The organism is Ruegeria sp. BB1, assembly GCF_056539465.1.
Genome location: NZ_JBQFVB010000001.1, coordinates 69,335 through 96,035 on the forward strand (window position 1 = coordinate 69,335; position 26,701 = coordinate 96,035).

Consider the following 26,701-nt stretch of genomic DNA (forward strand, 5'->3'; position numbering starts at 1 on the left):
CTTACTCGGCGGCCTCGGTCACACCCACGAGGATCTCGCGGATCGCGGCCTCTTTGATGTCGTCATGTTCGGCAATCACCACCAGACGCGAGCGGCGCTCTTCGCCGGGTTCCCATGGGCGGTCGTACTGATGTCGCACGCGTGCGCCAACCGCCTGAACTAACAAGCGCATCGGTTTGCCCTGGACAGCGGCGTAACCTTTGACCCGCAGGATGTTCAGCTCATTTGCCAAGCGTTCGATATTGGCAACCAGTGCTGCCGGATCGGTCTGTTCCGGCAACTCGACGATAATGCTTTCGAAATCGTCATGTTCATGATCGTGGTGGCCATCGTGGTGCGACGGGCGTGCATCCATGTCATCCTCGGCGGCAGCCTCAAGCCCCAGTACGACGCGCACGTCCACAGCGCCTTCGGCAACTTCGACGACGGGCAGGGCGCGCGGAGCCTCGGCTGCGATCACTTCTTTGGCCTTTGCCACGCCTTCCGGGCCAGCCAGGTCAGGCTTGGTCAGCAGGATGATGTCGGCGCAGGAGATCTGATCCTCGAACACCTCGGACAAGGGCGTTTCATGGTCGATCGAGTCGTCAGCCAGGCGCTGGGCGTCGACGGCTTCGACATTCGGGGCAAAACGCCCGGCGGCGACGGCCTCGGCATCGGCCAGAGCGATCACGCCATCCACGGTGATTTTCGAGCGGATATCGGGCCAGTCAAACGCTTTCAACAGCGGCTTTGGCAGAGCCAGACCGGACGTTTCGATCAGGATGTGATCAGGGCGCGGCTCCAGTGCCATCAGCGCCTCGATGGTCGGAATGAAATCATCGGCCACGGTGCAGCAGATGCAGCCATTGGCCAGTTCCATGATATTTTCCGCCGGGCAATCGGGAATGGCGCAGGATTTCAGAATGTCGCCATCCACACCCACATCGCCAAATTCATTGACGACAACGGCCAGACGCTTGCCCTGAGGGTTCTGCATTAGATGTTTGACCAGCGTGGTTTTGCCCGAACCCAGAAAGCCGGTGATCACAGTGACGGGGAGTTTTTCGAGGTTGCTCATTTCAGGGCTCCAATCGGGGGAATGCGGGCCGCACAGTTTTTGCGGAAATGTTCGGGACGTTCGCGCCATTTGACCAGACCGTCTTCGGCGGCGAGATACTTGGTGACGCCTTCGACGATGGTGTCGACATGGTCGGTTTCGTTCAGGTTTTCGTACACAAAGGTCCAGCGGGTCGGTCCGCCGCGCAGCACTATGGAACAACCCTGATCGCAATTTGACAGGCACTCGACCGGCTTCAGCACGATACCTTCGGGCAAATCGGCGTCTTCCAGTGCCTTGTGCAGCAGGGCACCTGGACGTTGCGCATCGTCTTCAATCGGCAGGCCACGCCGACAGGTCGTGCAGACCAGCAGCTCGACTGGTGCAGTCTCGGTCACGTCTCTCATCCCCCCAAATCCTCTTTGCAGGGGACGGGGTTTCATGCGGGCCACGTCTGCACATGGACCCGACACCGGATCACCCCGTCCGGTTTCAACTTCGGGCGCTGGCAGGTCTCCCGGCTTGCGGATGTCGGGGCGCTTGCCCCGGCAGATGTCCCGCCTTCCCGGCCTTGCGGGCCAGTGGCATTGGGCACCCTCTCCGGTCACGGTCGCGGGGGCGGCTGCGTTTGACGGTTGCCCGCTGACGCATTCCCTTTTCATCCATCCGAAGATGGACACCAACGCATGCGACATGCGGCACGGGCAGGGGGCTTGTCAAGCACGAGGCGCATGGTGAAATCGTTCAAACCAAAAAAGCGACCAGCCTGTGTCAATCCGCGGCATGCGCGGCCAGCCTCTCGCGCAGCCAAGCGCAAAACAACCCTGCCGCAGCGGTCGATTGCGTAGCGCCTCGTGTACTGATCAGGTAATGCGACTGGGCAAAAGGAATCGCAGGTCCCGCAATTGCAATCGGCACAGCCTGCCGGATCGCATTCCGGGCGAACCGTTCCAGAACCGTTGCATAGCCCGCCCCTGCCATCACAAGCTGCAGTGCTGCGACCGAGGTGTCCACCGAATGTCGGGGCGGCTGGTCCGGAAGCGCGAGCCCGTTGGCCTGAAAGTACCGCGCCCAGTTGTCTTCGTATCCAAGGATATGAATCAGAGGGCCTTGCCGCAGTACGTTCAGGGTCGCGGGCGAGTCCCCGGCCCGGCATACCGGTACCAGCTTTTCATCTGTCAGCTTTTCGGACTGAACGCCGGGCCAATCGCCATAACCCAGCCGGATTTCCACATCCAAATCGCCGGGGGCCACGCTGTCATTCCAGATGTGCGAGACAAGGCGTACTGGGATCTCGGGGTGGCGAGCGGTAAAGTCGGGCAGTTCCGCCGCGACCCAATAGGTGGCTGTCGATATCGCCGCACGGATCGTCAGGGTCTGGCGCGAGGCAGGGCCGAACAGGCTGTTGGTGGACAGGGCGATGTCGCCAAGCGCACGCCGCACAGTCAACGAATAAGACTGCCCCAGCTCAGTCAGTTCCAACCGGCGGGCATTCCGGGTGAACAGCTTTTGCCCAAGCTCGGCTTCAAGCGACCGGATATGCAATGAGACCGCCGTCTGCGTCAGGCCCAGCTCTTTTGCTGTGGTGGTAAAATTCAGATGCCGCGCGGCGGTTTCAAAGCTGCGCAACCATGTGGGGTTTGGAAGGCGATCCATATATCACCAAATTATTTTGACCATAATTGGCATTATTAATCATTTTCGTTTCTAACAGACAACACAGATACTCGGCCCGAATACGACCGTCAGGAGGGAAACATGAAAGTCGGATTTATCGGTTTAGGAAATGTGGGCGGCAAACTGTCCGGCTCGCTTCTGCGCAACGGGATTGACCTGACGGTTCACGACCTTAACCCAGACTTGGTGGCCGAGTTTGTGGCCAAGGGGGCCGAAGCCGCGGAAAGCCCGGCGCAGATGATGCGGGACTGCGATGCCGTTATAACCTGCCTGCCGTCCCCGGCGGCCTCGGACGCAGTGATGCAAGATATGCTGCCCGCGGTCGGGCCGGGCAAGATCTGGATGGAGATGTCGACCACCGACGAAGCCGAGGTTAAACGACTGGGCGCCATGGTGATCGAGCGAGGAGGAGCGGCGGTGGATTGCCCGGTTTCAGGCGGGTGCCACCGGGCGGCTACTGGCAATATCTCGATTTTCGCCGGGTGTGATCGCGAAACCTTTGAGCGGATTCTGCCGTTTTTAACCACGATGGGGCGGCGCGTGCTGCACACGGGGGAGTTGGGCTCAGCCTCGGTCCTAAAAGTTCTGACCAACTATCTGGCGACCGCCAACCTGATCACCTGTGCCGAAGCGCTGGTAACGGCCAAAGCGGCCGGGATGGATTTGAACACCACTTATGAGGCGATAAAGATTTCGTCGGGTACTTCGTTCGTGCATGAAACAGAAAGCCAGGTCATTCTGAACGGGTCCCGCGATATCTCTTTCACCATGGACCTTGTCAAAAAGGACATCGGACTGTTCCAAGACGTCGCCGACCGCGCCGGAGTACCCTTGGAAATCAACCCGGTAATGATCCGCATCTTCGACGACGGTATCGCCCGCTATGGTGAACGCGAACTGTCCCCGAATATTATCAAGCGGTTGGAGGACGCGACCGGGCTGGATATCACGGCGCCCGGTTTCCCGACCGAGATGCACGATGATGAACCGGAAGAGCCGGGTTATGAAGTTATCCCACAGAGAGGTCAGGCCGAATAGCGCACACCGAGCGCAGTTGAATACCGGTTAGATAATCAAAGAAGTGGAGGCGAGTACCGGAATCGAACCGGTGTACACGGATTTGCAATCCGCTGCGTCACCACTCCGCCAACTCGCCTTTTCAAGTAAAATCAAATACTTGCTGTGGTGTGGCAGGCGTTTTAACACCTTTCGTCAGGGGCGTCCAGTGGGTTGATTGCAAAAATCCACCTCCATGTGTTGCCGCATGGCGCGGCGCGACACCAAGTCTCTGCGATCTGGTGAAACTTTCGACGTTGCAGCCGTTGCCGGTTTCTTCTGGATGTGGCAAAAGCCGGGAACACTAGGGAAAAACATGGGCGATCCAATGACAGATTTCGCAACCCGGCGCCGCACGATGGTCGATACGCAGATCCGACCTTCGGATGTAACGAAATTCCCCATCATTGACGCCATGCTGACCGTTCAGAGAGAGAATTTTGTACCTGACGCTCAGCGTGAAGCGGCTTACGCCGAAGGCGTGATCGACCTTGGTGGCGACCGTTGCTTGCCCGAACCGCGGACATTGGCCAAAATGCTGGATGCGCTGAATATCTCGAATGACGAGGCTGTTTTGGATATCGCCCCGGCTCTGGGCTATTCCACTGCGGTTGCCGCGCGTATGGCGCAGTTGGTGGTTGCCGTGGAAGAAGATGAAGATATGGCCGCCGAAGCGCAAACGATCTTGATGGAAGCAGACGCCGACAACGCGATTGTACATGTTGGGCCGCTGGCGCAGGGCGCGACCGAACACGGCCCCTATGACGTCATCATGATACAAGGCGGGGTTGAGCAGGTTCCCGAGGCATTGATCGCCCAGTTGAAGGATCACGGACGCATTGCCTGCCTGTTCGTCGAAGGAGAGCTTGGAACCGTTCGGATCGGGCATAAATCCGGCGGTCGGGTGACGTGGCGTCATGCATTCAACGCCAATGCCCCGGTTTTGCAGGCATTTTCCGCCGAGTGTGCATTTTCGCTATAATTTCATCGCTTATTTTTCTGCGACCTTGATTAGTTGAAAACATCGGCGCAAACTACGCTCAGGGCAGCGTAATTTTGATTTGAGAAGGATTTCGACATGCGTTCAAGGACAGGGGGAAAGCTAACAAAGGCGATGGCGCTGACTGCGGGGCTCGCGCTCAGTGTTGTACCAGGGCGTGCGGTATGGGCTGATAACCTGACCGACGCGTTTATCGGGGCTTACAATACAAGTGGGCTGCTGGAACAGAACCGCGCCTTGTTGCGCGCGGCTGATGAAGACGTCGCAATCGCGCTGTCAGCGCTGCGCCCGATCATCAACTGGGCGGTCGAGGTCAGTCAGAATTACAATCGCAACAGCACGAGCGCTGGTGTTGTGCGGGATGAGCCAGCCAACTTTTTCACCGGCCTCACCCTGAGCCAGCTGATCTATGATGGCGGCTTCTCGGTTCTGGGCAAGCAATCGGCGCAGGAAACGGTGCTGGCCACACGGCAAACCTTGCTGGACGTCGAACAGGACGTCCTGTTTCGCGGCCTGAACGCGTATTTGGGTGTTCTGCTGCAAGAAGAAACCGTTCAGATTCGCCTGAACAACGTGGATGTGTCTGCCGAAGAATTGCGTGCCTCTCAGGACCGCTTTGATGTGGGTGAGGTGACCCGGACGGACGTCGCGCTGTCCGAAGCACAGCTGGCCAGCTCGCAAGCGGATCTAGCGGTTGCGCGCGGTAACCTGAGCATTGCGCAGGCGGAATATGTGAACGCCGTGGGCAAGGCGCCAGGCCGTACTGCCGGTCAACCAAGCCTGCCGAACCTGCCGCGATCCGAAGGTGAAGCCGTTAGTCTTGCACAGCGCAACCATCCGGCTATTCAGTCAGCGCAACATCAGGTGCGGGCGCTGGATTTGTTCGTTCAACAGCAGCGTGCCAACCTTGGTCCGAATGTCAGGCTGAATGCTGACGCGGGCCTGCGCGAAAGCTATGACAACGATGACAGCCTCGAAGATGCGACTGTCGCGTTGCGCTTTGAACAGCCGATCTATGCCGGTGGCCGTCTGGCCGCCACGGTCCGTCGGGCAATGGCAACTCGCGACGCATCGCGCGCCAATTTGCTGAACGTGCAAAAGGATATCACCCAGGGGGTCGCGGACGCCTATGCCGCTTACCAGGCCGCCAGTGCCAGCCTAAGGGCGTCTACGGAACGGGTCCGGGCCTCGCAAGTGGCGTTTGACGGTATCCGCGAAGAAGCAACCTTGGGTGCGCGGACCACGCTGGACGTGCTGAACGCGCAGCAGGATCTATTGGACGCGCAACTGGCCGAGGTTGCATCGCGCACCGAACGGTCGCGTGCCGCTTATCAACTGCTGGATGCGCAGGGTCTGCTGACGGCTGAACGTCTGGGTCTGGCTGTCCAGATTTATGATCCTACCCTGTATTACAACTTGGTTAAAAAGGCTCCGGCGCAGATCAGCAGACAAAGTCGAGACCTGGATCGCGTCCTCAAAGCGTTGCGTCGCGACTAAGGGCCAATACTACCTGTTGTTAGGACCGGTTTGTTTAGCTACACTCGATCCCGAGGATAGAGCGGTAGAGAACAATGACGGATAAAGTCGTAAAAGCGGGAATCGAGGACGTCTTGTCCTCGATTAAGCGTCTGGTCACCGAAGAAGATCGTAAAATTCCGGGTGTTATGGCGTCATCCAACACGCGAAAGCCTGGCAGGCTGGTTCTGACCGACGCATTGCGAGTCGGTGAAGTGGCCGTGAAAGAGAAGCCTCAGCCAGAAAAAGCGGAACCGGTTTACAAGGCCGAAGATTCTGTCAAACCGATGCTTCTGCGGGCTTGTGATATCGTGAAACATGCCGAACCCGCGGTCGAACAGCAAACCACGACTGAGCCAGAGGACGGCCTGACCGGCAGTCTGAGCGCCAAGATCGAAGCGCTGGAAACCGCAATTGCCCGAACCGAAGATCAGTGGGAGCCGGACGGCGACAGCGAAGATGCTTATTCCGGCACGCCGACAAAGCCGCTGGAGTGGGCGGCGGAGGTCGAGACACCGGCAAAACCGCTGGAGTGGGCCGCAGAAGATGAGTTCAACATCACCTACTCGGCAAAGATCAGCCAAGCTGAAACGATACACGAAGACGTTGACACAGCCACAAAGGCAACCTTCGTCCGGGACCCTGCGGTCGTGGCGTCTGCGCAGGCGGTGAAATCAGAAGCAAAAGAACTGCACGTGCGGCCAACTGGCAAAAATGCGCAGACTGCAGGCAAAGACTTGCCAGTGATGAACACAGCTCCTCTGGCTACCGGACAAGGCGCGCTGACCTTGGACGAAGACGCAATGCGCGGTCTGATCGCACAGGTCGTTCGGGAAGAGCTGCAGGGCGTTCTAGGCCAGCGTATCACTCGCAACGTTCGCAAGATGGTGCGGCGTGAGATTTACCGCGCACTGGCCGAGCGCGAGGTCGATTAACCCTTAGGGCCGCTTCGGCGGCCGGGCCATACCCAGCAGGCGATCCAGGTCCATATGCTGTTCCAGATGGTCCGCCAGCGCGTCCAGCGTATCCTCGACCCCATCCTCATATGACAGGTCCGATTCTGCGCCCAACTGCTGCAGGTAGCGGGCGCGGAAAGCGTCAGAAGAAAAGATGCCGTGCAGGTAGCTCCCGCGGATGCGGCCTGTGCTGTCAGCAGCACCTTCCGGCCGCTCTTCGATCTCAAGCCAGGCGCGATCGCAATCGGGACCTTCGGTTCGGCCCATGTGAATTTCATACCCGGTGACTGGCTCATGCCCCGGAATGGTGCGTGCCGTGCGCAGTGTGACCTGCTTTTGGCCTGCCATGAGGGTGGTCACGTCCAACAAGCCCAGCCCGTCAACAGTGCCGGGTCGGCCATCGACGCCATCGGGATCGGCGATGGTTTTGCCCAGCATCTGATAGCCACCGCACAGGCCCAGCACATGGCCACCCCGGCGAACATGGGCATATAGGTCGATATCCCAGCCCTGCGCCCGGAAATAGGCCAGATCGCCGATGGTGGATTTGCTGCCGGGTAACAGCACCAGATCGGCATCACCCGGCAAGGGACGCCCGGCTGGGATGATTTCAACGCTGACCCCCGGTTCGGCGGACAGCGGATCAAGATCGTCGAAATTCGCCATGCGTTCCAATTGTGGGACAACCACTTTGCAGGCCCCGCCACTGTGCGAGCGAATGTCCATCATATCCTCAGCGGGTAATTTCCAGGCGTCATGAAACCACGGAACTACGCCCATGCATGGCCATCCTGTACGGGTGGCGATGTCGTCACGTCCCTCATCAAACAGGGAGACGTCGCCTTTGAACCGGTTGACGGCGAAACCTGTGATCATCTCAAGATCACCGGCATCCAAAACCGCCTGCGTGCCGACGATTTGCGCAATGACTCCGCCTCGGTGGATATCGCCCACCAGAACGACCGGTACATCAGCGGCACAGGCAAAGCCCATGTTAGCAATATCGCCCTTGCGCAGGTTGGTTTCAGCCGGGCTGCCGGCACCTTCGATCAGCACCAGATCGGCATCGCTGCACAGCCGGTCAAAACTTTCAAGCGCGGCATCCAACAGCTTGGACTTGTCCTTGCGATAGTCGCCCGCCTTCATCGTGCCTGCACGCTGACCCTGAACAATGATCTGAGCGCCGGTGTCCGTTTCCGGTTTCAACAGAATCGGGTTCATATCCGTATGGGTCGGACGCTTGGCAGCACGTGCCTGCAGGGCCTGGGCGCGGCCAATCTCGCCACCATTCTCGGTCACGGCGGCGTTGTTGGACATGTTCTGCGGCTTGAACGGCGCCACTTTCAGCCCGCGCCGCGTATAAGCGCGCGCAAGCCCGGCCACCAAAACTGATTTTCCGACATTGCTGCCGGTGCCCTGAATCATGATGGCGCGAACCATGGTCGTCTCCTATACGTTAGGGCGCAGATGACCTGATTTGACACCAAAGGGAAAGCCCCGGATGAACACGCCCGCGCATCTTTTGATCGGCGCTGCCGCTTTTGCGCGGCCTGCGCGGGGGGCCATTCTGTGGGCTGCGGTGCTGGGCTCGGTTCTGCCCGATCTGTCGCTGTACGTCATGGCTGGGGTGTCCTTGCACGTCTTGAGCATCCCGCCACAGGTCGTCTTTGACGAACTATACTTCTCACCAGCCTGGCAGACGGTGTTTGCCATCGACAACTCATTCATCCTGTGGGGGGTGGCGTTGATGCTTGGGTACTGGCGGGGATGGCGGTTTTTGACGGTCACCGCATCCGCAGGGCTGCTGCATCTGTCGATGGATTTCCTACTGCATGCCGGTGACGGTCGGCCGCAATTCTGGCCGCTGAGCGATTGGGTCTTTCACAGCCCGGTCAGCTATTGGGACAGTGCATATCACGCGCTTTTGGTAGCGCCTGTTTCTGTTGTTATATGTGCTGGTTCTTATGTGGTGCTATGGAACAGGGGGCTGTCAGCGCCCGCCAAGTTATTCTTTACCGCATTGTTGGGGGCCGAGATTTGGGTTGCCCGCCAATGGCTGCTGTTTTTCTGACCCGGAAATAGAAAAACGCGCCCGGAAAGTGGGCGCGCTTTTTCCTGCAGATGTCGCCTTGGTTTAAGCGGCTTCTGCCTGCTGAGCGGCATTACGACGCTCGCTTTCTTCACGCGACAGCGCGACCGAGGTACGCACGCCACGACCAACGAACTCCATCAACCCGCCGACAACCCGCTCGTTGGGGTCGATACCTGCGCAGGACAGCACCTCGCGGCCATCGCGCGAGCGGGCCCAACGGGCGATCTGTTCCGGGCCGTTGCCGTATTTCTTGTCATCGGCAATAGCGTCGTCCAGTGCAGCCAGCACAACGGCTGCGAAAAGTTTGCGTGCACGATTGCCTTGCTCATTGTTAAAGGCAGTGCCGTCAACGAAATCTCTCATCTCGTCTTCCTTGTTGTTCTTGCTCTTGCATTTTCGGCGTGACGGTCCTTATGACCTATTAGATGTGATTCGGATACAGCTAAAATGCATAGTTGCGTTGCGTCATTTGCATAGCTTGCTGCAAGTGCAGCACTAGGTCTCGTTGTCTTGTCAGGTGTGGTTACGCCAGATATAGGGACGGGAACTGACGCATCAACCGTTTGTGAAGGATTTATGTGATGCCCAAGATAAATGGGAACGAAATTCGCCCCGGCAACGTGCTTGAGCATAACGACGGGCTGTGGGCTGCTGTTAAGGTCGACCATGTAAAGCCCGGTAAAGGCGGTGCTTTTGCGCAAGTCGAACTGCGCAACCTGCGCAATGGTTCGAAATTGAACGAACGTTTCCGTTCGGCGGATAAGGTCGAGCGCGTGCGTCTTGAACAGAAAGATCAGCAGTTCCTGTACGAATCTGACGGCATGCTGGTGTTCATGGATTCTGAGACCTATGAGCAGATCGAACTGCCCGCTGAACTGTTGGGTGAACGTCGCCCGTTTCTGCAGGACGGCATGACCATCGTGGTCGAATTCTATGAAAGCGAAGCACTGAACGCCACATTGCCGCAAAAAGTGACCTGCAAGATCGTCGAGACCGAGCCGGTGGTCAAAGGTCAAACTGCTGCAAACTCGTTCAAGCCAGCCATTCTGGATAACGGCGTCAAGGTCATGGTACCGCCCTTCATCGGTCAGGATGAGATGATCGTGGTGAACACCGAAAGCATGGAATATTCCGAACGCGCGTAAATCGGTGCTTTGGCAAAACACGAAAAGACCGCGACGGCAGGGGCCGCGCGGTCTTTTTTAGTTTAGCTTTCTAGGCCGACGATATCGTTCTGGGTTCGGACCGAACAATTCCAGCATCAGGTCGTATTTGATGCGGTTGGCACTGACTTGTCGGTAAAAGGCGATCAAAAAGGCCGTGGGGCCCTGAATGCGGCCAAGACCGCTGGTGGCGGCGACCACGGTGCCCACATCCGTTTTGCCATTCAGAACCAGGTACCCGCCCAGCATCAGAACACCGACCGTGCCTGCGCCATTAATTACGCTCAGCAGAAATTTGGCGGACAGCTTCCACAGGAACATGCGGCGGCGCGTGTTGTAGATATCGTCGAACTGAGCCTCGATATCGCGCGCCACAGCGTCAATGTCTTCGGTCGTCAGCCTGTCGGTAGAGCTGCGCAATATGCGGACCCTTTCGGCAACGAAGACGTTCACCTTTCGCTGCGAGACCAGCACAATCACGATCTGCGGCACGATCATTGAAAAGGCGATCATGCCCAGCCCGGGTTGCGTTGATGAGATGTAGCCAATGACGCTGATCAGCGTGCCGATCTGCACAACCGGGTCTGAAAAGGCGCCACCGGCGAACTTTCCCAACTCCTCGGCCTCGGCGGAAATAGCCGTGGTCATGGTTCCCGAGCGCATTTTCTCACCGGTTTCACTCAGGTCCGATGAGCGCAACAAAAGCCGCTGGCGGATCATGCGGATCAGATCCTCGCCCAGCGTCCCGGCGCGATAGCCCAGCAGCCACTTTAAGGCGAGGCTCAGCAGGATGACCGACATCATGCCTGCACCCAGATATAGCAATCGCTCGGTGCTGATATCGTTCGAGGTCAGATGGTTAACGATATCGCGCTGAAACTCTAATGGCACCGCAGCAAGGCCTGCGATGGCGATGGACAGGACAATAAGAATGATTTGCCGTCCGGCGCTGGCACGCCAGATCGCAGCGTATAACTTAAGCATATGCGCATCCGTTCAGTGGACTGACCGCAGTGTGGCAGCGCCCCGAAAGGGTTCAAAGGGTACCGGGCCGCGCAACGGTTCAGCCGTGCCGGAATAGCAACATGTTAGGCGTCAAGCGTGACGGTGGCCTCGGCGGCATGCATATCGTCGTTGGCGCGGTCAAACCTCAGATAGGCGATCCCCTGACCGTTCGATTGGGTGAACAAGGTACCGGCCGGTTTGCCGCCAGATGTAATTTCGGTCCCAACGGGCGCGGTGCCATTAACCCGAACGCTACGCAGCCCTTTGCGCAACTCGGTCTTATGCTTCATCCGGGCGGTGACTTCCTGCCCGACATAGCACCCTTTTCTAAAATCGACGCCGTTCAGGCCCTCGAATCCAGATTCAAGGATATAGCTGTCGGGGGTCAGCTCGATACCGGTTTCCGGTATGCAGTGTCGCACGCGGATGGCGTCCCAATCCGTACCATCGTCGCCTTCGGCCTCGACCGTATACGCCCGCCACCCCATATCTGGATGGCGCGGGTCGGGCAGGGCGCCTGCGGGTGCCGGGCCGGTGCCGCGTTGCAGATTCAGGCCGCTATCTTCGATCGAAACATCGGCGCGTAGCTTGTACATGCCCAGCCGCTTGACGAACCCGTCGGCGATATCCTCGGCGACATCCAGTAGCACCGTATCGCCGTCACGTTTCAGAAAGAAATCCGCCAGATACTTGCCCTGCGGGGTCAGCAGTGCGGCATAAACCAGTCCCTGATCCAGCCCGGAAATATCATTGGTGACCAGCCCTTGAAGAAAGCTGTCAGTGTCCGACCCGCTAAGGCGCAGAATACGGCGATTGGGCATGGGGTGGTCCTCGTCTTTTCCCTTGGCCCCGTGATATAGGAGATCGCGTCGCCATGACCAGAGGATATCCGCCTTGCCAGCACCAATCAGCATCGTCATCCCGACCCTGAACGCGGCAGAGGCTTTGTTGGAGTCCTTACCGGCTTTGATGGAGGGTTTGCACACGGGGTTGGTCCGAGAGCTGATCGTTACCGATGGCGGTTCAACCGACCAGACCCTTGAAATTGCGGAAGAGGCAGGGGCTGAGATCGTGACCGGGCCGCCCTCACGCGGGGGGCAGTTGCTGCGGGGCTGCGCGGTGGCCAAAGGTGAATGGCTTTTGGTTTTGCACGCCGATACCGTCCTGCAAGAAGGGTGGAGCAAGGACGTCGGAGAGCATCTGCCCACGGGCAACCCCGCGGCTTTTCGTCTGACCTTTCAGGCCAGCGGGTTTTGGCCAGCCTGGGTTGCGGGCTGGGCCAATCTGCGCAGCCGGGTGTTTAGCCTACCTTATGGTGATCAGGGGTTGCTTGTGCCGCGTCGCGCCTATGACAAAGCCGCAGGTTACCCGGACCAGCCGTTGATGGAGGACGTGGCGCTGGTGCGCGCCTTGCCCCGCATCACCCTGCTGAGCACCCGCGCGGCTACGAGCGCGGACCGCTATGCGCGGGCGGGGTGGGTGCGTCGGGGCGTGCGGAATCTGTGGACTCTGACAAGGTATTTTCTTGGAGCTGATCCGGAACAGCTGGCGCAGGCGTACCGACGCTAAGCGTTGTGCGCAGTTCGACAATGGATTTGCCCAATCGGAAGGGCGCGGCAAAGCTGACCAGACACAGGGCGACGATTTGCAACACCAGTATATGCGCGTTTTCCTGCAGGTATTCCCATTCGTCTTTTAGCTTTCCGACCTGTTCAACCAGGTCATCATAGCTTTGGGCAAGGATCAGATAATCCCCGGCAATGGCGGGCACTTTCCGGCGCATGTTGTCGATCGCAACCTGTGTTGCATCGTCCAGCGTGGTGAAAACAAGGAACTGATCGATGCTGAACGCATCGGCCTTGGCGGCCATAGCGCGAATTTCCTCCTGTTCATCTTTCGCTTGCCCGCCAAGTAGGAAATGCAACCCCTGTAGCGGCGCCACTTCATTGGTCACAGCGATGAACAAAGGCAGGTCAGCATTACTGGCTGTTGAGGCCGAAAGGAATTCAACCTTATCGCACAAAACGGCGGTGTCCGGGTCATAGGCCGGATCGCAGAACCGCAGTCGGAATCGCGCGGCGTCGCGATCAAAAGCAAGCGTCGCGGCATAAGCCACATCGATTTGCCGGTCCAACCGCGAACTGTCCGAGGTGTAGAGTCCGGCCAGAACCGCCACCAGTGCGCCGATCCCGCCCAGAACGACCCAGACAAGGTCGGCCAGCTTCCATGCCCGGTGCCCGGCCGGTTTTCGAAATAGAAACGCGGTGCCAACCGAGCCAATAATAAAGAACAAGATCAGCAGGGTCAGTTGATTTTCGGTCACAAATGTCATGACACCAAAGTGACCGCGCGCCAGCGCGCTGGCAACACTCCTCACGTTCAGTTGTAGAGATTTCGCATCAATAGGGCTTGGCCTGCAGGGCAGCTATCTTGCGCTGGTCAACGGCACAATCACCGCTTCCTCCTGCGGTGGAAACCCAAACAGACTCACCGAAAACAATCTCAAAACACTGATCGAAGCTGCGTTGTGATCGGCCTCAACCTGTGCAAATAACTTGGCCGGTCCGATTTGCAGGACAGTTTCTTCCTTTACGAAAGGTTCGGATGTGACCCTGTTTGTCATTGCCATCATTTTGACGGCGGCGGTGTTGCACGCGGTTTGGAATGCGATTGTCAAAACCGCGGCTGATCGGACCACCACTCTGGGTCTGGTGGCGTTGGGGCATGTCATTCCAGCAACGGTAATGATCCTGTTGCTGCCACTGCCCAGTGCCGAAAGCTTTCCATACATCTTGATCTCAACCGTGGTGCATTTCGGCTATTATTTCATGCTCGGCAAAGCCTATCAGCACGGAGACTTAAGTGTCGTATATCCAATTGCCCGCGGTATCGTTCCGGCGCTTGTATCGCTGTGGGCGATGCTGTTGGTGGGCGAGGTACTACCGCTGCAAGCGTGGGGTGGGATCGCGCTGATCGCTGTTGGTATCCAGCTCAGCAGTTGGAAGGCATTGCGATCTGGTGTTGGCCGTTGGGCCCTTGGATTTGCGCTGGGTACGGGCTTTTGCATCTCGATATATTCGGTCGTGGACGGTATTGGCGTGCGCTTGTCCGGCAATACGCTTAGCTACTGGGCCTGGGGTGCGTTTCTGCATCTGTTTATCGCGGGGTTTGTTGGTATCCGTCGACGGAAGACCCTGGCTGAATTGCCTGCCAAAGTCTGGATGATCGGCATTCTGGGCGGGCTTGTTTCGATGACAGCCTATGGTCTTGTGCTTTATGCCAAGAACTTCGCACCGCTTGGTGCAGTTTCGGCGCTACGGGAAACCTCGGTTATTTTCGCGGCGCTGATCGGGTTTGTTTTCCTGAAAGAGGGGAACTGGATGCGGCGGCTTGGTGCAGCGGTTCTTATGGCTGCCGGAGTGGCGCTGATAGGCCTGTCTGTCTGATAGGCCTGCGACACAGCCTTGCTGAAGTCGCCCCCGATCTCTCATAGTAGCGAGAGAAAAGGGAGCGTTTTCATGACCAAAGAGATTGTTCTGATCCACGGTGCCTTTGCAGGGCCATGGTGTATGCAGGATTATGCCGGGTTTTTCCGCGACCGGGGCTGGACGGTACACACCCCCGCGTTGCGCTATCACGGCGGGGACCCCAAGGCGAACCCTGACCCGCGCCTGACCGATACCGGCGTGATGGACTATGCCAACGACATAGCAGAGTTCGTGCAGGGGTTGGACAGCAAACCGGTTTTGTTGGGCCATGCCATCGCCGGAGTTGTGGCGCAGCAGGTGGCCTCACGTGGGTTGGCCAGTGCGATTGTCCTGATCAATCCGAACGCGCCCTGGGGCACTTTGCCCGAAACCGACGACGAACGCGCCATCCCGCGTGCGTTGATGGAGGGCGGGGCGTTCTGGAAACAGCCCATGCGGGTCGAGTTCGACCTGATGGCCCCCTTCGCGCTGAACAAAATGCCCGAGGCGCAACAGCACTCGGTGTTCGACCGTTTGGGCGCCGAAAGCGGGCGGGTGATTTTCGAGATGTTTTTTTGGATGTTCGACGATCACCACGCGATGAAGGTCGATATCGACAAGGTCGACTGCCCAGTGCTGGTCGTATCAGGGACTGAGGACAGGGCGGTGAACCCCAACACCTGCCGCGCCCTGGCCGATTTGTATGGTGACCGAGCGACTTTCATGCCCGTCGAGAACCACGCGCATTTCTTGTTTATGGAGCCCGGCTGGGAAAAGCCCGCCGCGCAGATCGCGGAATGGCTGGAGCAGAAGGTGGGCTAACCCGCCCACCTTAAGCGTTCAGTTATTGGTCGAGAACGTGCTCTGCGGTTTCCACTTCATCGTGCCGTCGTCCTCACGGTGACAACGCAGCAGGCGTTCCTGGATCGTGCTGACCGTCTGGGTAACGGTGTTGTCGCCGACCAGCAGAACAAAGGCGTCCTGCGAATAGGCCATGCCGTTGTAGTAGCAGAACTTGGTCTCGGCCCCGTCCGGAATGGGGGATGCGGTGGTCAATGTCTGCTGCGCGGACGCTTGACTGGCCAGCAGCGCAACGGCCAGCCCAAGGGTTAGTGTTTTCATGTCGTCCTCCCGTTCGAAAATCTATTGTTGGTTTCATTGCGTCTTGGACGCTCGGAACCTCAATTGTCGTTCTTGAATGACGGTTTGAGAGTAAGTGTGAACGAGATCAACAGGTTAGGCAAGGGGGGTGTTTGGGAGCTGTTTGAGGAGGATCTCACGCCATCCACCCAATGCTTGATGCGACGCATCAAGCACGCGCCCGACTCGCCCCCATAGGCGGGGCACGAGGCTCGTCAGGTTACTATCAGATTTACGACCGTCCGGTTTTTTTTTGATTTCTCTTAAACAGGCCCGCTGGAGGTCAGGGAAACCCTACTTGGCGAAGCCTGTTAGCTAAGCTCAACTTCTTAGAGAACAAATGCGCACCCAAAGTTTTTGCGTGAAATGAAAGATAGTTCAATTACCAAATTTTTGATTCTTGCAGTTGCAATTTTTGCCGCTTCTATGCCTTTGGCGGCGGAAGGGCCTGAGGCTGATGTATGGACGGACTGCAGACCGACGGATACGTGTGAGATCGAATATGATCATCTTTCCAACCAATCCGCCGAGCCATTTTTATTCTTGGGTTACGTTATGGATAGTGAACAGGCGCGATGGAAACAGTTCCGAAAAGCTATTCGTAACTATCCAGATGTACAAAGCTGTTTGATCAAAGAGGAACAGAAGAAAGAAAGCCCAAACTTGCTGAAGCTGGATTGGAAAAGAGTAGGTTACGGGAGTGGCGTAGAGGTTTGCATTTTCCGTATTTCGCGAAGTCTGGGTACTCTAGATAGAATTCAAAGCTGGATGAGTTATCACGACTTCCGAGTGGTGGGATACAGCAGATACAGAAGTGAGAACTTTGTTCCTACTAGAATAAACCAACCTGTCGGGAATGTCGCAGGCTATTGGACCGTAGAACAGTATAGGGAAAGAAATCCTACGCTATTTTGGCGTTTATTTGAGTTTGACCTGATATATAGCTACGAAATTGTTTTGGGCATATCAGATGAGTTCAAAGTAGTGGGAACTCATGTCATCACGCCAACAAAATAGACTCACGCAATAGGCCTAAGCCAAATTGTCGTCCAAAACGTGGAGTGTTGGAGGCTCTTTAGGTCAAACATCCAGCTCCTCCACAAACCGCGCGTTCTCCTGAATGTACTGGACCGCATTTCGGGCTTTTCGCTCATCAGGCGCTTGCTCTTCAGTGTGGTCAATTTTGATCTCACCTATTCGATTTATTGAACTCATACAACGCGTTATGCAGCGACACAAATGCACTATTGGGCTCAACAGGTGAGGCGTTGAACAACACGACAACAGTCTCTCCGTCCGAAAATCGAAAGACGGTTGTGAAGATGCCTCGGACCCCGCCCCAATGGGTCAGGTGCTGGCCGTTCTCTTCCGGCCAGACATGCCAGCCCGACGCGTAGAAATCACTTTTGTCGTCCTGTGATGCCGTCGCCTCGAAAAACGGTTGGGGCGCTGAGGCCATGGTCCAGACCGCCTCGGCCGTGCCGATTGCCCCACCAGCGATACCCAAGCCTGAAAGCCAGCCTTGATCGTCCTTAGAACTCAGCACACGGGTCCAACCGTCGCTGCGAAGTTCCCAATTGGCCCCGGCGGGCCCCTCCAGATGGATATCGGCAACCTGCTGCAGGGCGTCTTCAGCTTCCGCCCCCAGCAGATCGGTCAGAAGGCAGAAGCCAACATTCGAGTACGCCGTCTTGCTGCCCGGCGTGTGATCCAACGGCATGGTTTGCCACACGGTCCGGGCCACTTTGGCGCAACTGGCCGACCAGTCAAGGCCAAGCCGATCGGGCGCGAAGATCGGATCAAAACTGATAGTTCTATCGAACCCACCCGTATGCGCCAAAAGCTGCCGCGCCGATACTTGTGCGGCCCGCGGGTCATGCGGCGGGGGCAGGTCGGCAAGCTCGGCTATGGGACGATCCAGGTCGATTTGGTCACGTTCCTCGGCTTTGATCAGTGCTCTGGCTGCGATGGGTTTTGTGACCGAGGCCAGGCGAAATGGCTGGTCGGTCGACATGGGCGTGTTCTCAATCGGGTCTGACACGCCAAACGCCACGACTTTGGGCTCTGCATCCGAGGGGCCGTAGGCCAGCACAGCCCCCGGAATATTATGTGTCTGAAGAAAGGACTCGACGATGTCTTCAACAGTGGCCGGTTCGCGGTAGCGACCCGCGAACATCACAATCACACCAGCGAGAACAAGAATACCAGTTGACCAGCACAGTCTTGCCTTACGTGATTTGAACATTTGGCCTCTGCACTGATTGATGTCTTTCGCGTTCGATCGTCTTAGACGTCCAACTCCTCCACAAACCGCGCGTTTTCCTGAATGTACTGGAACCGCAGTTCGGGTTTTTTGCCCATCAGGCGCTCGACCAGATCGCCGGTCTCGCCGGGTTCGTCCTCGTCGATGGTGACGCGGATTAGCTTGCGCGAGGCCGGGTCCATCGTAGTTTCTTTCAGGTCCTTGGCGTCCATTTCGCCCAGACCCTTGAAGCGTGACACGTCGATCTTGCCCTTGCCGCCCAGACCTTTCTCAAGCCATTCGTCGCGCTCGGCCTCGTCCAGACAATAGACGCGTTTTGCGCCTTGGGTCAGGCGGTAGAGGGGCGGGCAGGCCAGATACAGGTGTCCCGCGTCGATCATCGGACGCATCTGGGTGAAGAAGAACGTCATCAGCAGCGAGGCGATATGCGCCCCGTCCACATCTGCGTCGGTCATTATGATGACCTTGTCATAGCGCAGGTCGTCGACGTTGAATTTGGTGCCAAGCCCCACTCCCAAAGCCTGCGTCAAATCGTTGATCTCGGCATTGGTGCCCAGTTTCGAACTGGCCGCGCCCAACACGTTCAGGATTTTGCCGCGCAGGGGCAGCAGGGCCTGTGTTTTGCGGTCCCGGCCCATTTTGGCGGACCCGCCCGCCGAGTCCCCCTCGACGATGAATAATTCCGTGCCGTCACGTGTTGAACTAGAGCAGTCCACCAGCTTGCCGGGAAGACGAAGTTTCTTAGTGGCGGATTTGCGTTGTGTTTCCTTCTCGGCCCGTCGGCGCAGGCGTTCCTCAGCCCGCAGGATGAGGAAGTCCAAGATAGCGCCGGCGGATTTCGTGTCCGCGGCCAGCCAGTTATCGAAATGGTCGCGGACCGAATTCTCGACCAGCCGCTGCGCCTCGACCGTAGCCAGACGGTCCTTGGTCTGGCCGACGAATTCCGGTTCACTGATGAAACACGACACCAGCGCACAGCCGCCGGTAATCAGGTCGTCGCGGGTGATCTGACCGGCTTTCTTGTTGTTGATCAACTCGCCATAGGCTTTGATCCCCTTGAGGACCGCGGCCCAGAACCCCGCCACATGGGTGCCGCCTTCGGGCGTAGGGACGGTGTTACAGTAGGACTGGATGAACCCGTCGCGTGAAGGCGTCCAGTTGATCGCCCATTCGACCTTGCCGGGAGTGCCGAATTTCTCGTTAAAGTCCACGGTACCGGCAAAGGGTTGCTCAGCATAGGTGGACGAGCCATTCATCGTCTCTTTCAGGTAATCGGACAGGCCACCGGGGAAGTGGAAGGTCGCTTCGGTCGGGGTCTCGCCATCGTCGATGGCGGACTTCCAACGGATTTCGACGCCCGAGAACAGATAGGCCTTGGAGCGGATGGATTTGAACAGCCGCGCCGGTTTGAATTTGTGATGGCCAAAGATCTCGGCATCGGCGTGGAAAGTGACTGTGGTGCCGCGTCGGTTCGGGGCCGCGCCGACCTTTTCCACCGGGCCTAAAGGAATGCCGCGTGAGAACCGTTGTTCGAACAGCGTTTTATCTCGCGCCACCTGCACGACCATCGAATCCGACAATGCGTTTACCACAGATGCGCCCACGCCATGCAGACCGCCCGAGGTCTGGTACGCCTTGCCCGAGAATTTGCCGCCCGCGTGCAGGGTGCAGAGGATCACCTCCAACGCTGATTTGTCGGGAAATTTCGGATGCGGGTCGATCGGAATGCCACGCCCGTTGTCGCGTACGGTCAGGGCGTAGTCGGCGTGCAGTTCAACTTCGATCCGGTTGGCATGGCCCGCGACGGCTTCGTCCATCGAGTTGTCGAGGATTTCGGCCACCATATGGTGCAAAGCGCGCTCATCAGTGCCGCCGATATACATACCGGGGCGTTTTCGGACCGGCTCAAGACCTTCCAGTACCTCAATCGAAGAGGCGTCGTAAGTGGTGGTCGCGCTTGGCGTCAACAGATCGTCGGGCATCGGGGCTGCTCTTGTTTTTAGGTTGAGACCCATTATGGCAGGTGATGTGGTCCGGGGGAAGAGGGGCGCGAGGTGTTGTGGGCGATTGGCTGTGATCTTGATGAGTGACACCCCTGCACGAAGCCGAAGTTATTAAGGTTTTTCCGCTGTCAATCGTACCCCGCCGATCCTTCTTTGTTTCACGTCGCTGACAAATTGCGCGTACATTTTTAGGAAAGTATCCCCCTTGGACGGGTTGCCAGCGCGTTCGGCCTCGGCATCCAAGGTTTGATACATGCTAAGCCGACGCGCCAGAATTTCGCCCCAGGACGCCGTTACATCGTTGGCTGAGGCAACCGAAAATCCAGTTTTTTTCAACACAGTTTCGTACTCGGGAATGCTCAGCAGGGACTGGCAGGCAAAACGTTGGTGGTACAATTCCATCTCATCATCGGGCAGGGGCTCATGCATCACCCAATCGGTAAAGGCGAACCGTCCGCCAGTGCGCAGAACGCGGAACACTTCGGATAGGGCTTTGAGCTTGTCGGGGATATGCAAGAAGGATTCCTGACTGACCGCCGCATCGAAATGCGCATCGTCAAAGGGTATATCCATCGCACTGCCCAGAATTGGATGCACCTGATCCTGTAGTCCGACAAGCGCGTTCAGTTCCTTGGCACCGTCAACGCGGTTGGGGCTGATATCGAGGCCAGTGACGTCAACGTCATGCTCAGAGGCGTACCATCGCGCAGGTCCACAAAGCCCGGCACAAACGTCCAGAACGCGATCACCAGATTTCATCCGGACCTTGTCGGCCAGTCGGGCGTTGGCATTCAGGCCGTCATAGTGATCCTGATCATAAGGGTAGAGCTCTTGCGGGGTCACATCCTCAAGCGATCCGCGAAGGCTTGTCAGCTTGGTCAGGATATGCGGCGCGGAAATTGGGTGGTTGGCATAGAACTCAGTGACAGTTTTCTCCGCCATTTCCATGAGATACTCCCTTACTTGCGTTTCGTCAGCTTAGCCTGACATGGTGGGGCGATCCAGTTTTGTCTCAGAAGGATACGAGTGCGAAACTGGGAGGCGAAGACGCGGCACGACAACAGGGCGAGGACCATATGAGCTGGATTAAGACTGTTCCATTTGACGAAGCCACCGGCAAGCTGAGAAAGCTTTACGAGCGGGTCACCGGGCCTGACAAAAACGTGGACAACATAATGATGGTGCATTCTTTACGGCCGCATTCGATGGAAGGTCACATGGCGCTGTACAAGAACGTCCTGCATCACTCGGCCAATAAAGTCCCGAAGTGGTTTCTTGAGGTGCTGGGGGTTTGGGTCAGTTCCCTGAACCAGTGCAGCTATTGCGTCGAGCATCACTTTAGCGGGTTGCAGCGGTTGTTGGCAGACGCGGAACGGGGCGATGCCATCCGCTCCGCGATTGAGGCCGGAACGCCGGATTCCGCACCGCTGGACAACGCCCAGATCGCTGCTATGTGCTATGCGCGCAAGCTAACCGAAGCACCTGCGCAGATGGTTCAGGCTGATGTTCGCGCCCTGCGGGACGCCGGGTGGGACGATGGCGAGATCCTCGAGATCAATCAGGTCTGCGCGTATTTCTCATACGCGAACAGAACGGTTCTTGGGCTTGGATGTTCTACCACAGGCGACGTTCTGGGTCTTTCACCCAACAACTCGGATGATCCGGCGGATTGGGGGCATAGCTAGAAATCTGCCGCAGCGTGTTGAACTTCATTAGTGGAAAATTTCCTACGCTACGGCTCAAAAATTTGACCCGTGTCAAAGCGAAAATCTGCGCCTTTTGCTAGACGTTCCTGCGGATAGTGAAAAAGGAAAAATTGAATGGAAGCAGCGGCACAAATTGAACAAAAACAATCCTCTGTCAAAATTGTCCCAACACCCAATCCTGAGCCATCGCAACCCAGCCCCGAGCGAATTCGGCAGGCGTTCGAAAGCGGCAAGTATCCCTACGATCGCAAGATGGCGCGGGGCAAGTACGAGGCGCAAAAGGCGCAATTGCAGGCCGAATTGCTTAAGGTGCAGCTTTGGGCGCAAGAGACGGGGCAACGCTTTGTTCTGCTGTTCGAAGGGCGTGATGCAGCAGGCAAAGGCGGTACGATCAAGCGGTTTATGGAACACCTGAACCCAAGGCAAGCCCGCGTCGTGGCCTTGAACAAGCCGACCTGGGAAGAGAAAGGCCAGTGGTATTATCAGCGCTATGTTCAGGAACTACCTACGGTCGGTGAAATGGTGTTCTACGACCGCTCTTGGTACAACCGTGCGGGCGTTGAGAGGGTCATGGGCTTTTGTTCTCCCAACGAGTACCTTGAGTTCATGCGACAGACGCCCGAGTTGGAGCGGATGTTGGTCCGCTCGGGTATTCAGCTCTATAAATATTGGTTCTCGGTCACGCAGCCGGAACAACAGCGCCGCTTCAAAAGCCGGGAAACCGACCCGTTGAAGCAATGGAAGCTGTCGCCCATCGACAAGGCGAGCCTGGATAAATGGGACGACTATACCGAAGCGAAAGAGGCGATGTTTTTCTATACTGACACCGCCGACGCGCCTTGGACCATCGTCAAGTCGAACGACAAGAAACGTGCGCGTCTGAACTGTATGCGCCACTTTTTGTCGACGCTGGATTACCCGGACAAGGACCACAATATCGTGGGGCAGCCCGATCCCATGATCGTAGGGCAGGCGCATCACGTCATTCATCAGTCCGAGCATATTCTGGGCACTTCCCTGCATCCTGACGCGCGATGAACCAAGCGGCCAATTGCCGGCAGAACTAGTCTCACCTTGAAATTTCACTGATCACCTCTTGTCCCGGCCTCTGGCCGGGCATAAGGCTGGTGAAATGAATAAGGTAATGACATATCGCGCCCACTTCCGGGCCATTGCAGTTCTGGGCCTGCCGCTGGTCGGCGGGCATCTGGCGCAGTTTGCCATTGGTTTGACCGACACGATCATGCTGGGCTGGTACGGGGTCGAGGCATTGGCCGCAGTGACGCTGGCCAGTAGCTTTTATTTTGTGCTGTTCCTGTTTGGCGGCGGTTTCGGACTGGCGGTGATGCCCATGGTGGCGACTGCGGCCGCCGAAGAGGATGAGACCAGCATTCGCCGCTCGACCCGCATGGGGGTGTGGCTGTCCTTGTTATACGCGGTGCTGGTTATGCCTTTGCTGTGGTGGTCCCACCCGATTTTGATTGCTGCAGGGCAGGACCCGCAAGTGGCCGAGACCGCGTCGCAATATCTACGTGTCGCAGGATGGGGCCTGTTCCCGGCGCTGGTGGTTATGGTGCTGAAATCTTATCTGGCCGCTTTGGAGCGCACTCAGATCGTTTTGTGGATCACTGTGACGGCCGCTGTCGTCAACGCACTGACCAACTATGCGCTGATCTTCGGCAATTGGGGTGCGCCTGAACTGGGCGTGATGGGGGCGGCAATTGCCTCGGTGGTGACGCAGATGGTGTCGCTGGTTGCGGTCGTGGTCTACGCCGTGCGCGTATTGCCCGAACATAACCTGTTCCAACGGTTCTGGCGCCCGGATTGGGAGATGCTGTACAGCGTGCTGCGTCTTGGCATTCCCATTGGATTTACATTGCTTGCCGAGGTGTCGCTGTTCGCCATGTCCGCCTTCATGATGGGTTGGATCGGGCCGGTACCGCTGGCGGCGCATGGGATTGCGCTGAATCTGGCCTCGGCCACGTTCATGGTGCATCTGGGGCTGTCTAACGCGGCCACGATCCGTGCGGGGAACGCCCTTGGGCGCAAGGATCGACCACATCTGGAAAAAGGTGCGAAGGCGGTGACCGTGATGTCTCTGCTGGTGTCTGTTCTGACGATTATCTTGTTTGTGACCTGCGCCGAGCCGCTGATTTCTGTATTTGTCGAACCCGACGATCCGCAGCGCCCGCAAATCCTGGCCATCGGAACGGGCCTGCTGGCCATGGCCGCTTTGTTCCAGTTGGTCGACGGGGCACAGGTGATTGCACTGGGCCTGTTGCGCGGATTGCAAGATGCCAAGGTGCCGATGGTTATGGCCGGGCTCAGCTATTGGGTGGTTGGGATACCGGCGTCCTATTACTTTGGCTTTGTGCAGGGGATGGACGGGATCGGCATCTGGATGGGTCTTGTACTTGGGCTTGCCTGCGCGGCCGTCTTGCTGATGGCCCGTTTCTGGATGCGCTCGGTTCAGACCGTAGGGGTGCCTGCGGAATAGCCGCGGCTTCAGCCTTTGCTTAGGCGATCTGCCTTTTTGCGCACCAGAACGCTACGCAGGTCGTGCATCGCCAGCAACAACCGGTCGGTGACATCCTCAAGCTGTTCGTCCGACGCCTTGGATTGTGCCCATTGCGTGGTCAGATTCAGATAGTCGACCGCGCGGTGTATGTCGTCGATATCCCGTTGCGCCAGCAGGGCTTTGCGCGCGTCCATCCATCGTGCGATTTCCGCCTGATCCGCCGCTGTCAGGGTGCGCTGGCCCTGTGGCTTGACCTCGCCATTGCGGATGTTGATGACCGCGATCTGATCCATCTCGATCCGCCGTTGACGGTTTTCGGTATCGATCCGAAAAACCGCCGCGCCATTCTCGCGGACACGAAAGTAGTATTCAGGCAGTTCTGCGGTCATCAGGGGCCTCCGGATCAGGTCAGGGACGCGCAAAAGCGCTGGATACGGGTGCAGGCCTCGGTCAGGGCTTCGTCCGAGGTCGCATAGCTGACCCGGAAATTCGGTGACAGGCCAAAGGCCGCGCCAAATACAACGGCCACGTCGGCCTCTTCCAGCAGAGCAGTGGCGAAGGCCTCATCCGAGTCAATTCTGGTGCCGGCCGGAGTGGACTTGCCGATCAGTCCTGCGATCGACGGGTAGACATAGAACGCGCCTTCGGGCGTGGGGCAGGTGATACCGTCGATCTGGTTCAACATCTCGACCACCAAGTTTCGGCGGCGTTTGAACGTCTCGTTGTTCGGGGCCAGGAACGCTTGCGTTCCATTCAGCGCCTCGACCGCCGCCCATTGGCTGACCGAGCAGGGGTTCGAGGTCGACTGTGATTGAATCTTGCGCATGGCGGCGATGATCTCGACCGGTCCCGCCGCATAGCCAATGCGCCAGCCGGTCATAGCATAGGCTTTCGATACGCCGTTGCAGGTCAAGGTACGCTCATAGAGGCCCGGTTCGATCTCGGCCGGAGTGCAGAATTCGAACCCGTCATAGGCCAAATGTTCATACATGTCGTCGGACATAATCCACACATGCGGGTGTCGCATCAGTACATCTGTCAGGGCTTTCAATTCCGAACGGTTATAGCCCGCCCCCGTAGGGTTCGACGGAGAGTTGAAGATGAACCACTTGGTCTTGGGCGTGATCGCCGCCTCAAGCTGTTCGGCGGTCAGTTTGAAGCTGTTTTCCAGCGTCGTCTCGACTACGACTGGCGTACCTCCGGCCAGCAGAACCATGTCCGGGTAGCTGACCCAATATGGCGCGGGGATAACAACCTCGTCCCCGTCGTTCATTGTCGCCATCAACGCGTTATACAACGTCTGCTTGCCGCCAGTCCCGACCGAGATCTGTGCGGGCGTGTAATCCAGCCCATGATCACGCTTCATCTTGGCGCAGGCGGCTTGTTTCAATTCGGGAATTCCGTCAGGGGCGGTATACTTTGTCTTGCCCGCTGCAATGGCTGCAACAGCCGCGTCCTTGATGTTCTGTGGCGTGTCGAAATCGGGTTCACCCGCGCTCAGGCCGATCACATCACGTCCCGCCGCCTTCAACTCGGCTGCTTTGGCGGTCATCGCGATGGTTGGTGATGGTTTTACGCGTGACAGTGTCGCAGACAGGAAAGTCATGATGGCCTCAGTTTGTATGTTCAACCTGTCTGTCATAGGGTGCGCCCGAATGACGATCAAGCAGTATGAGGCCGAGACATGGAGACCCTGATGACCGACGAAAATGACTGGTATAGCCCAGAGGCAGCGACATTCGGGGACCGGCTGGCAGGCGCGCGCGAGGCCGCTGGTATGACTCAGACCCAACTGGCGCGTCGGCTGGGTGTCAAAAAAGCGACTATTGTGGCCTGGGAAAACGATCTGTCCGAACCGCGTGCCAACCGTTTGTCGATGATGGCGGGTATGATCAACGTTTCGATCATGTGGTTGCTGACCGGCGAAGGCGAAGGTATGGACGCCCCCGTCGAAGACGGCGAGGCCAATATCGAGCTGGCGGATGCGGTGGCCGAGCTACGCGCAATCCGGGGCGAGATGCGCGCCAGCGCCGAACGGGCCGCGCGGCTTGAGAAGAAGCTGCGCTTGATGTCGGAGCAGGGAAAGTGACCGAAACACGGGAAG

The 26,701-nt window shown here is 57.7% G+C and carries 27 protein-coding genes, 1 tRNA gene and 1 riboswitch; of the genes, 14 read left to right on the forward strand and 14 right to left on the reverse strand.

The window, feature by feature from the left end; genetic code table 11:
* Position 1: 1 nt before the first annotated feature.
* From cobW to ACR0AL_RS00350, 3 genes are all read right to left on the reverse strand, one after another.
* On the reverse strand, positions 2-1,057 hold the full coding sequence (gene cobW, locus ACR0AL_RS00340; protein WP_170349245.1) for a cobalamin biosynthesis protein CobW: 1,056 nt from the start codon (positions 1,055-1,057) through the stop codon (positions 2-4).
* Positions 1,054-1,443 carry a DUF1636 family protein gene (locus tag ACR0AL_RS00345; protein WP_170349244.1) on the reverse strand — a complete coding sequence of 130 codons (390 nt, stop codon included), beginning with the start codon at positions 1,441-1,443 and terminating at the stop codon, positions 1,054-1,056. The genes cobW and ACR0AL_RS00345 overlap by 4 nt, the downstream gene beginning before the upstream one ends.
* Positions 1,444-1,526: 83 nt before the next feature.
* Positions 1,527-1,735: riboswitch (cobalamin riboswitch) on the reverse strand.
* Between the two features lie 72 nt (positions 1,736-1,807).
* On the reverse strand, positions 1,808-2,692 hold the full coding sequence (locus tag ACR0AL_RS00350; protein WP_170349243.1) for a LysR substrate-binding domain-containing protein: 885 nt from the start codon (positions 2,690-2,692) through the stop codon (positions 1,808-1,810).
* A gap of 102 nt (positions 2,693-2,794) precedes the next feature.
* Here ACR0AL_RS00350 and ACR0AL_RS00355 point away from each other — a divergent pair, with 102 nt between their 5' ends.
* Positions 2,795-3,751, forward strand: coding sequence for an NAD(P)-dependent oxidoreductase (locus tag ACR0AL_RS00355; protein WP_170349242.1), 957 nt, complete (start codon positions 2,795-2,797; stop codon positions 3,749-3,751).
* A 44-nt stretch (positions 3,752-3,795) separates the two neighbouring features.
* Here ACR0AL_RS00355 and ACR0AL_RS00360 read toward each other — a convergent pair.
* A tRNA-Cys gene (locus ACR0AL_RS00360) sits at positions 3,796-3,869 on the reverse strand.
* Positions 3,870-4,097: 228 nt separating this feature from the next.
* Here ACR0AL_RS00360 and ACR0AL_RS00365 point away from each other — a divergent pair.
* The 3 genes from ACR0AL_RS00365 to ACR0AL_RS00375 all read left to right on the forward strand — a co-directional run bounded on the left by ACR0AL_RS00365 (position 4,098) and on the right by ACR0AL_RS00375 (position 7,219).
* Entirely contained in the window at positions 4,098-4,751 is a 654-nt protein-coding gene (locus ACR0AL_RS00365) for a protein-L-isoaspartate O-methyltransferase family protein (protein ID WP_170349438.1), read from the forward strand.
* 96 nt (positions 4,752-4,847) lie between these two features.
* Positions 4,848-6,266: a TolC family outer membrane protein gene (locus ACR0AL_RS00370; protein ID WP_170349192.1), complete on the forward strand. Its 1,419-nt coding sequence runs from the start codon at positions 4,848-4,850 to the stop codon at positions 6,264-6,266.
* Positions 6,267-6,340: 74 nt separating this feature from the next.
* Positions 6,341-7,219, forward strand: coding sequence for a hypothetical protein (locus tag ACR0AL_RS00375; protein ID WP_480661567.1), 879 nt, complete (start codon positions 6,341-6,343; stop codon positions 7,217-7,219).
* Positions 7,220-7,222: 3 nt separating this feature from the next.
* Here ACR0AL_RS00375 and ACR0AL_RS00380 read toward each other — a convergent pair whose 3' ends face one another.
* Positions 7,223-8,680, reverse strand: a complete 1,458-nt coding sequence (locus ACR0AL_RS00380; RefSeq protein ID WP_170349191.1) for a cobyric acid synthase — start codon at positions 8,678-8,680, stop codon at positions 7,223-7,225.
* Between the two features lie 61 nt (positions 8,681-8,741).
* On the opposite strand from ACR0AL_RS00380, the gene ACR0AL_RS00385 reads away from it, so the two are divergent.
* Positions 8,742-9,311 carry a cobalamin biosynthesis protein CobQ gene (locus tag ACR0AL_RS00385; RefSeq protein WP_170349190.1) on the forward strand — a complete coding sequence of 190 codons (570 nt, stop codon included), beginning with the start codon at positions 8,742-8,744 and terminating at the stop codon, positions 9,309-9,311.
* Between the two features lie 63 nt (positions 9,312-9,374).
* Here the strand turns inward: ACR0AL_RS00385 and ACR0AL_RS00390 are convergent, their stop codons facing one another.
* A complete protein-coding gene (locus ACR0AL_RS00390; RefSeq protein ID WP_008757056.1) occupies positions 9,375-9,695 on the reverse strand; it encodes a DUF6280 family protein in 321 nt (106 codons plus the stop codon).
* 218 nt (positions 9,696-9,913) lie between these two features.
* Here ACR0AL_RS00390 and efp point away from each other — a divergent pair, with 218 nt between their 5' ends.
* Complete coding sequence (efp, locus tag ACR0AL_RS00395) at positions 9,914-10,477, forward strand: elongation factor P (protein ID WP_170349189.1); 564 nt, start codon at positions 9,914-9,916, stop codon at positions 10,475-10,477.
* 57 nt (positions 10,478-10,534) lie between these two features.
* Here the strand turns inward: efp and ACR0AL_RS00400 are convergent, their stop codons facing one another.
* Both ACR0AL_RS00400 and ygfZ read right to left on the reverse strand, forming a co-directional pair.
* Positions 10,535-11,479 carry an ABC transporter transmembrane domain-containing protein gene (locus ACR0AL_RS00400; RefSeq protein ID WP_170349188.1) on the reverse strand — a complete coding sequence of 315 codons (945 nt, stop codon included), beginning with the start codon at positions 11,477-11,479 and terminating at the stop codon, positions 10,535-10,537.
* 104 nt (positions 11,480-11,583) lie between these two features.
* Positions 11,584-12,321: a CAF17-like 4Fe-4S cluster assembly/insertion protein YgfZ gene (ygfZ, locus tag ACR0AL_RS00405; RefSeq protein WP_170349187.1), complete on the reverse strand. Its 738-nt coding sequence runs from the start codon at positions 12,319-12,321 to the stop codon at positions 11,584-11,586.
* A 73-nt stretch (positions 12,322-12,394) separates the two neighbouring features.
* On the opposite strand from ygfZ, the gene ACR0AL_RS00410 reads away from it, so the two are divergent.
* From ACR0AL_RS00410 to ACR0AL_RS00420, 3 genes are all read left to right on the forward strand, one after another.
* A complete protein-coding gene (locus tag ACR0AL_RS00410; RefSeq protein ID WP_170349186.1) occupies positions 12,395-13,069 on the forward strand; it encodes a TIGR04283 family arsenosugar biosynthesis glycosyltransferase in 675 nt (224 codons plus the stop codon).
* A gap of 1,037 nt (positions 13,070-14,106) precedes the next feature.
* Complete coding sequence (locus ACR0AL_RS00415; protein ID WP_480661569.1) at positions 14,107-14,946, forward strand: EamA family transporter; 840 nt, start codon at positions 14,107-14,109, stop codon at positions 14,944-14,946.
* A gap of 72 nt (positions 14,947-15,018) precedes the next feature.
* Positions 15,019-15,789 carry an alpha/beta hydrolase gene (locus ACR0AL_RS00420; RefSeq protein ID WP_480661571.1) on the forward strand — a complete coding sequence of 257 codons (771 nt, stop codon included), beginning with the start codon at positions 15,019-15,021 and terminating at the stop codon, positions 15,787-15,789.
* A gap of 18 nt (positions 15,790-15,807) precedes the next feature.
* On the opposite strand, the gene ACR0AL_RS00425 is transcribed toward ACR0AL_RS00420, so the two are convergent.
* Positions 15,808-16,089, reverse strand: a complete 282-nt coding sequence (locus tag ACR0AL_RS00425) for a hypothetical protein (RefSeq protein WP_170349183.1) — start codon at positions 16,087-16,089, stop codon at positions 15,808-15,810.
* 384 nt (positions 16,090-16,473) lie between these two features.
* Between ACR0AL_RS00425 and ACR0AL_RS00430 the strand changes: the two genes are divergently transcribed.
* Complete coding sequence (locus ACR0AL_RS00430; RefSeq protein WP_170349182.1) at positions 16,474-17,124, forward strand: hypothetical protein; 651 nt, start codon at positions 16,474-16,476, stop codon at positions 17,122-17,124.
* 172 nt (positions 17,125-17,296) lie between these two features.
* Here ACR0AL_RS00430 and ACR0AL_RS00435 read toward each other — a convergent pair whose 3' ends face one another.
* The 3 genes from ACR0AL_RS00435 to ACR0AL_RS00445 form a co-directional block, all read right to left on the reverse strand.
* Positions 17,297-18,352: a serine hydrolase domain-containing protein gene (locus tag ACR0AL_RS00435; RefSeq protein WP_425080391.1), complete on the reverse strand. Its 1,056-nt coding sequence runs from the start codon at positions 18,350-18,352 to the stop codon at positions 17,297-17,299.
* Positions 18,353-18,393: 41 nt separating this feature from the next.
* Entirely contained in the window at positions 18,394-20,352 is a 1,959-nt protein-coding gene (parE, locus tag ACR0AL_RS00440) for a DNA topoisomerase IV subunit B (protein WP_170396358.1), read from the reverse strand.
* 132 nt (positions 20,353-20,484) lie between these two features.
* Positions 20,485-21,315 carry a class I SAM-dependent methyltransferase gene (locus ACR0AL_RS00445; protein ID WP_170349179.1) on the reverse strand — a complete coding sequence of 277 codons (831 nt, stop codon included), beginning with the start codon at positions 21,313-21,315 and terminating at the stop codon, positions 20,485-20,487.
* Between the two features lie 134 nt (positions 21,316-21,449).
* Here ACR0AL_RS00445 and ACR0AL_RS00450 point away from each other — a divergent pair, with 134 nt between their 5' ends.
* The 3 genes from ACR0AL_RS00450 (at position 21,450) to ACR0AL_RS00460 (ending at position 24,576) form a co-directional block, all read left to right on the forward strand.
* Positions 21,450-22,058, forward strand: a complete 609-nt coding sequence (locus ACR0AL_RS00450) for a peroxidase-related enzyme (protein ID WP_226688271.1) — start codon at positions 21,450-21,452, stop codon at positions 22,056-22,058.
* Positions 22,059-22,193: 135 nt separating this feature from the next.
* Positions 22,194-23,117 carry a polyphosphate kinase 2 gene (gene ppk2, locus ACR0AL_RS00455; protein ID WP_170359173.1) on the forward strand — a complete coding sequence of 308 codons (924 nt, stop codon included), beginning with the start codon at positions 22,194-22,196 and terminating at the stop codon, positions 23,115-23,117.
* 106 nt (positions 23,118-23,223) lie between these two features.
* On the forward strand, positions 23,224-24,576 hold the full coding sequence (locus ACR0AL_RS00460; RefSeq protein WP_480661573.1) for an MATE family efflux transporter: 1,353 nt from the start codon (positions 23,224-23,226) through the stop codon (positions 24,574-24,576).
* 8 nt (positions 24,577-24,584) lie between these two features.
* Here the strand turns inward: ACR0AL_RS00460 and ACR0AL_RS00465 are convergent, their stop codons facing one another.
* Positions 24,585-24,986, reverse strand: coding sequence for a hypothetical protein (locus tag ACR0AL_RS00465; RefSeq protein WP_170349175.1), 402 nt, complete (start codon positions 24,984-24,986; stop codon positions 24,585-24,587).
* A gap of 14 nt (positions 24,987-25,000) precedes the next feature.
* Positions 25,001-26,203, reverse strand: a complete 1,203-nt coding sequence (locus tag ACR0AL_RS00470; RefSeq protein ID WP_480661575.1) for a pyridoxal phosphate-dependent aminotransferase — start codon at positions 26,201-26,203, stop codon at positions 25,001-25,003.
* 90 nt (positions 26,204-26,293) lie between these two features.
* On the opposite strand from ACR0AL_RS00470, the gene ACR0AL_RS00475 reads away from it, so the two are divergent.
* Positions 26,294-26,686 carry a helix-turn-helix domain-containing protein gene (locus ACR0AL_RS00475; protein ID WP_170359165.1) on the forward strand — a complete coding sequence of 131 codons (393 nt, stop codon included), beginning with the start codon at positions 26,294-26,296 and terminating at the stop codon, positions 26,684-26,686.
* Positions 26,687-26,701: the final 15 nt, after the last annotated feature.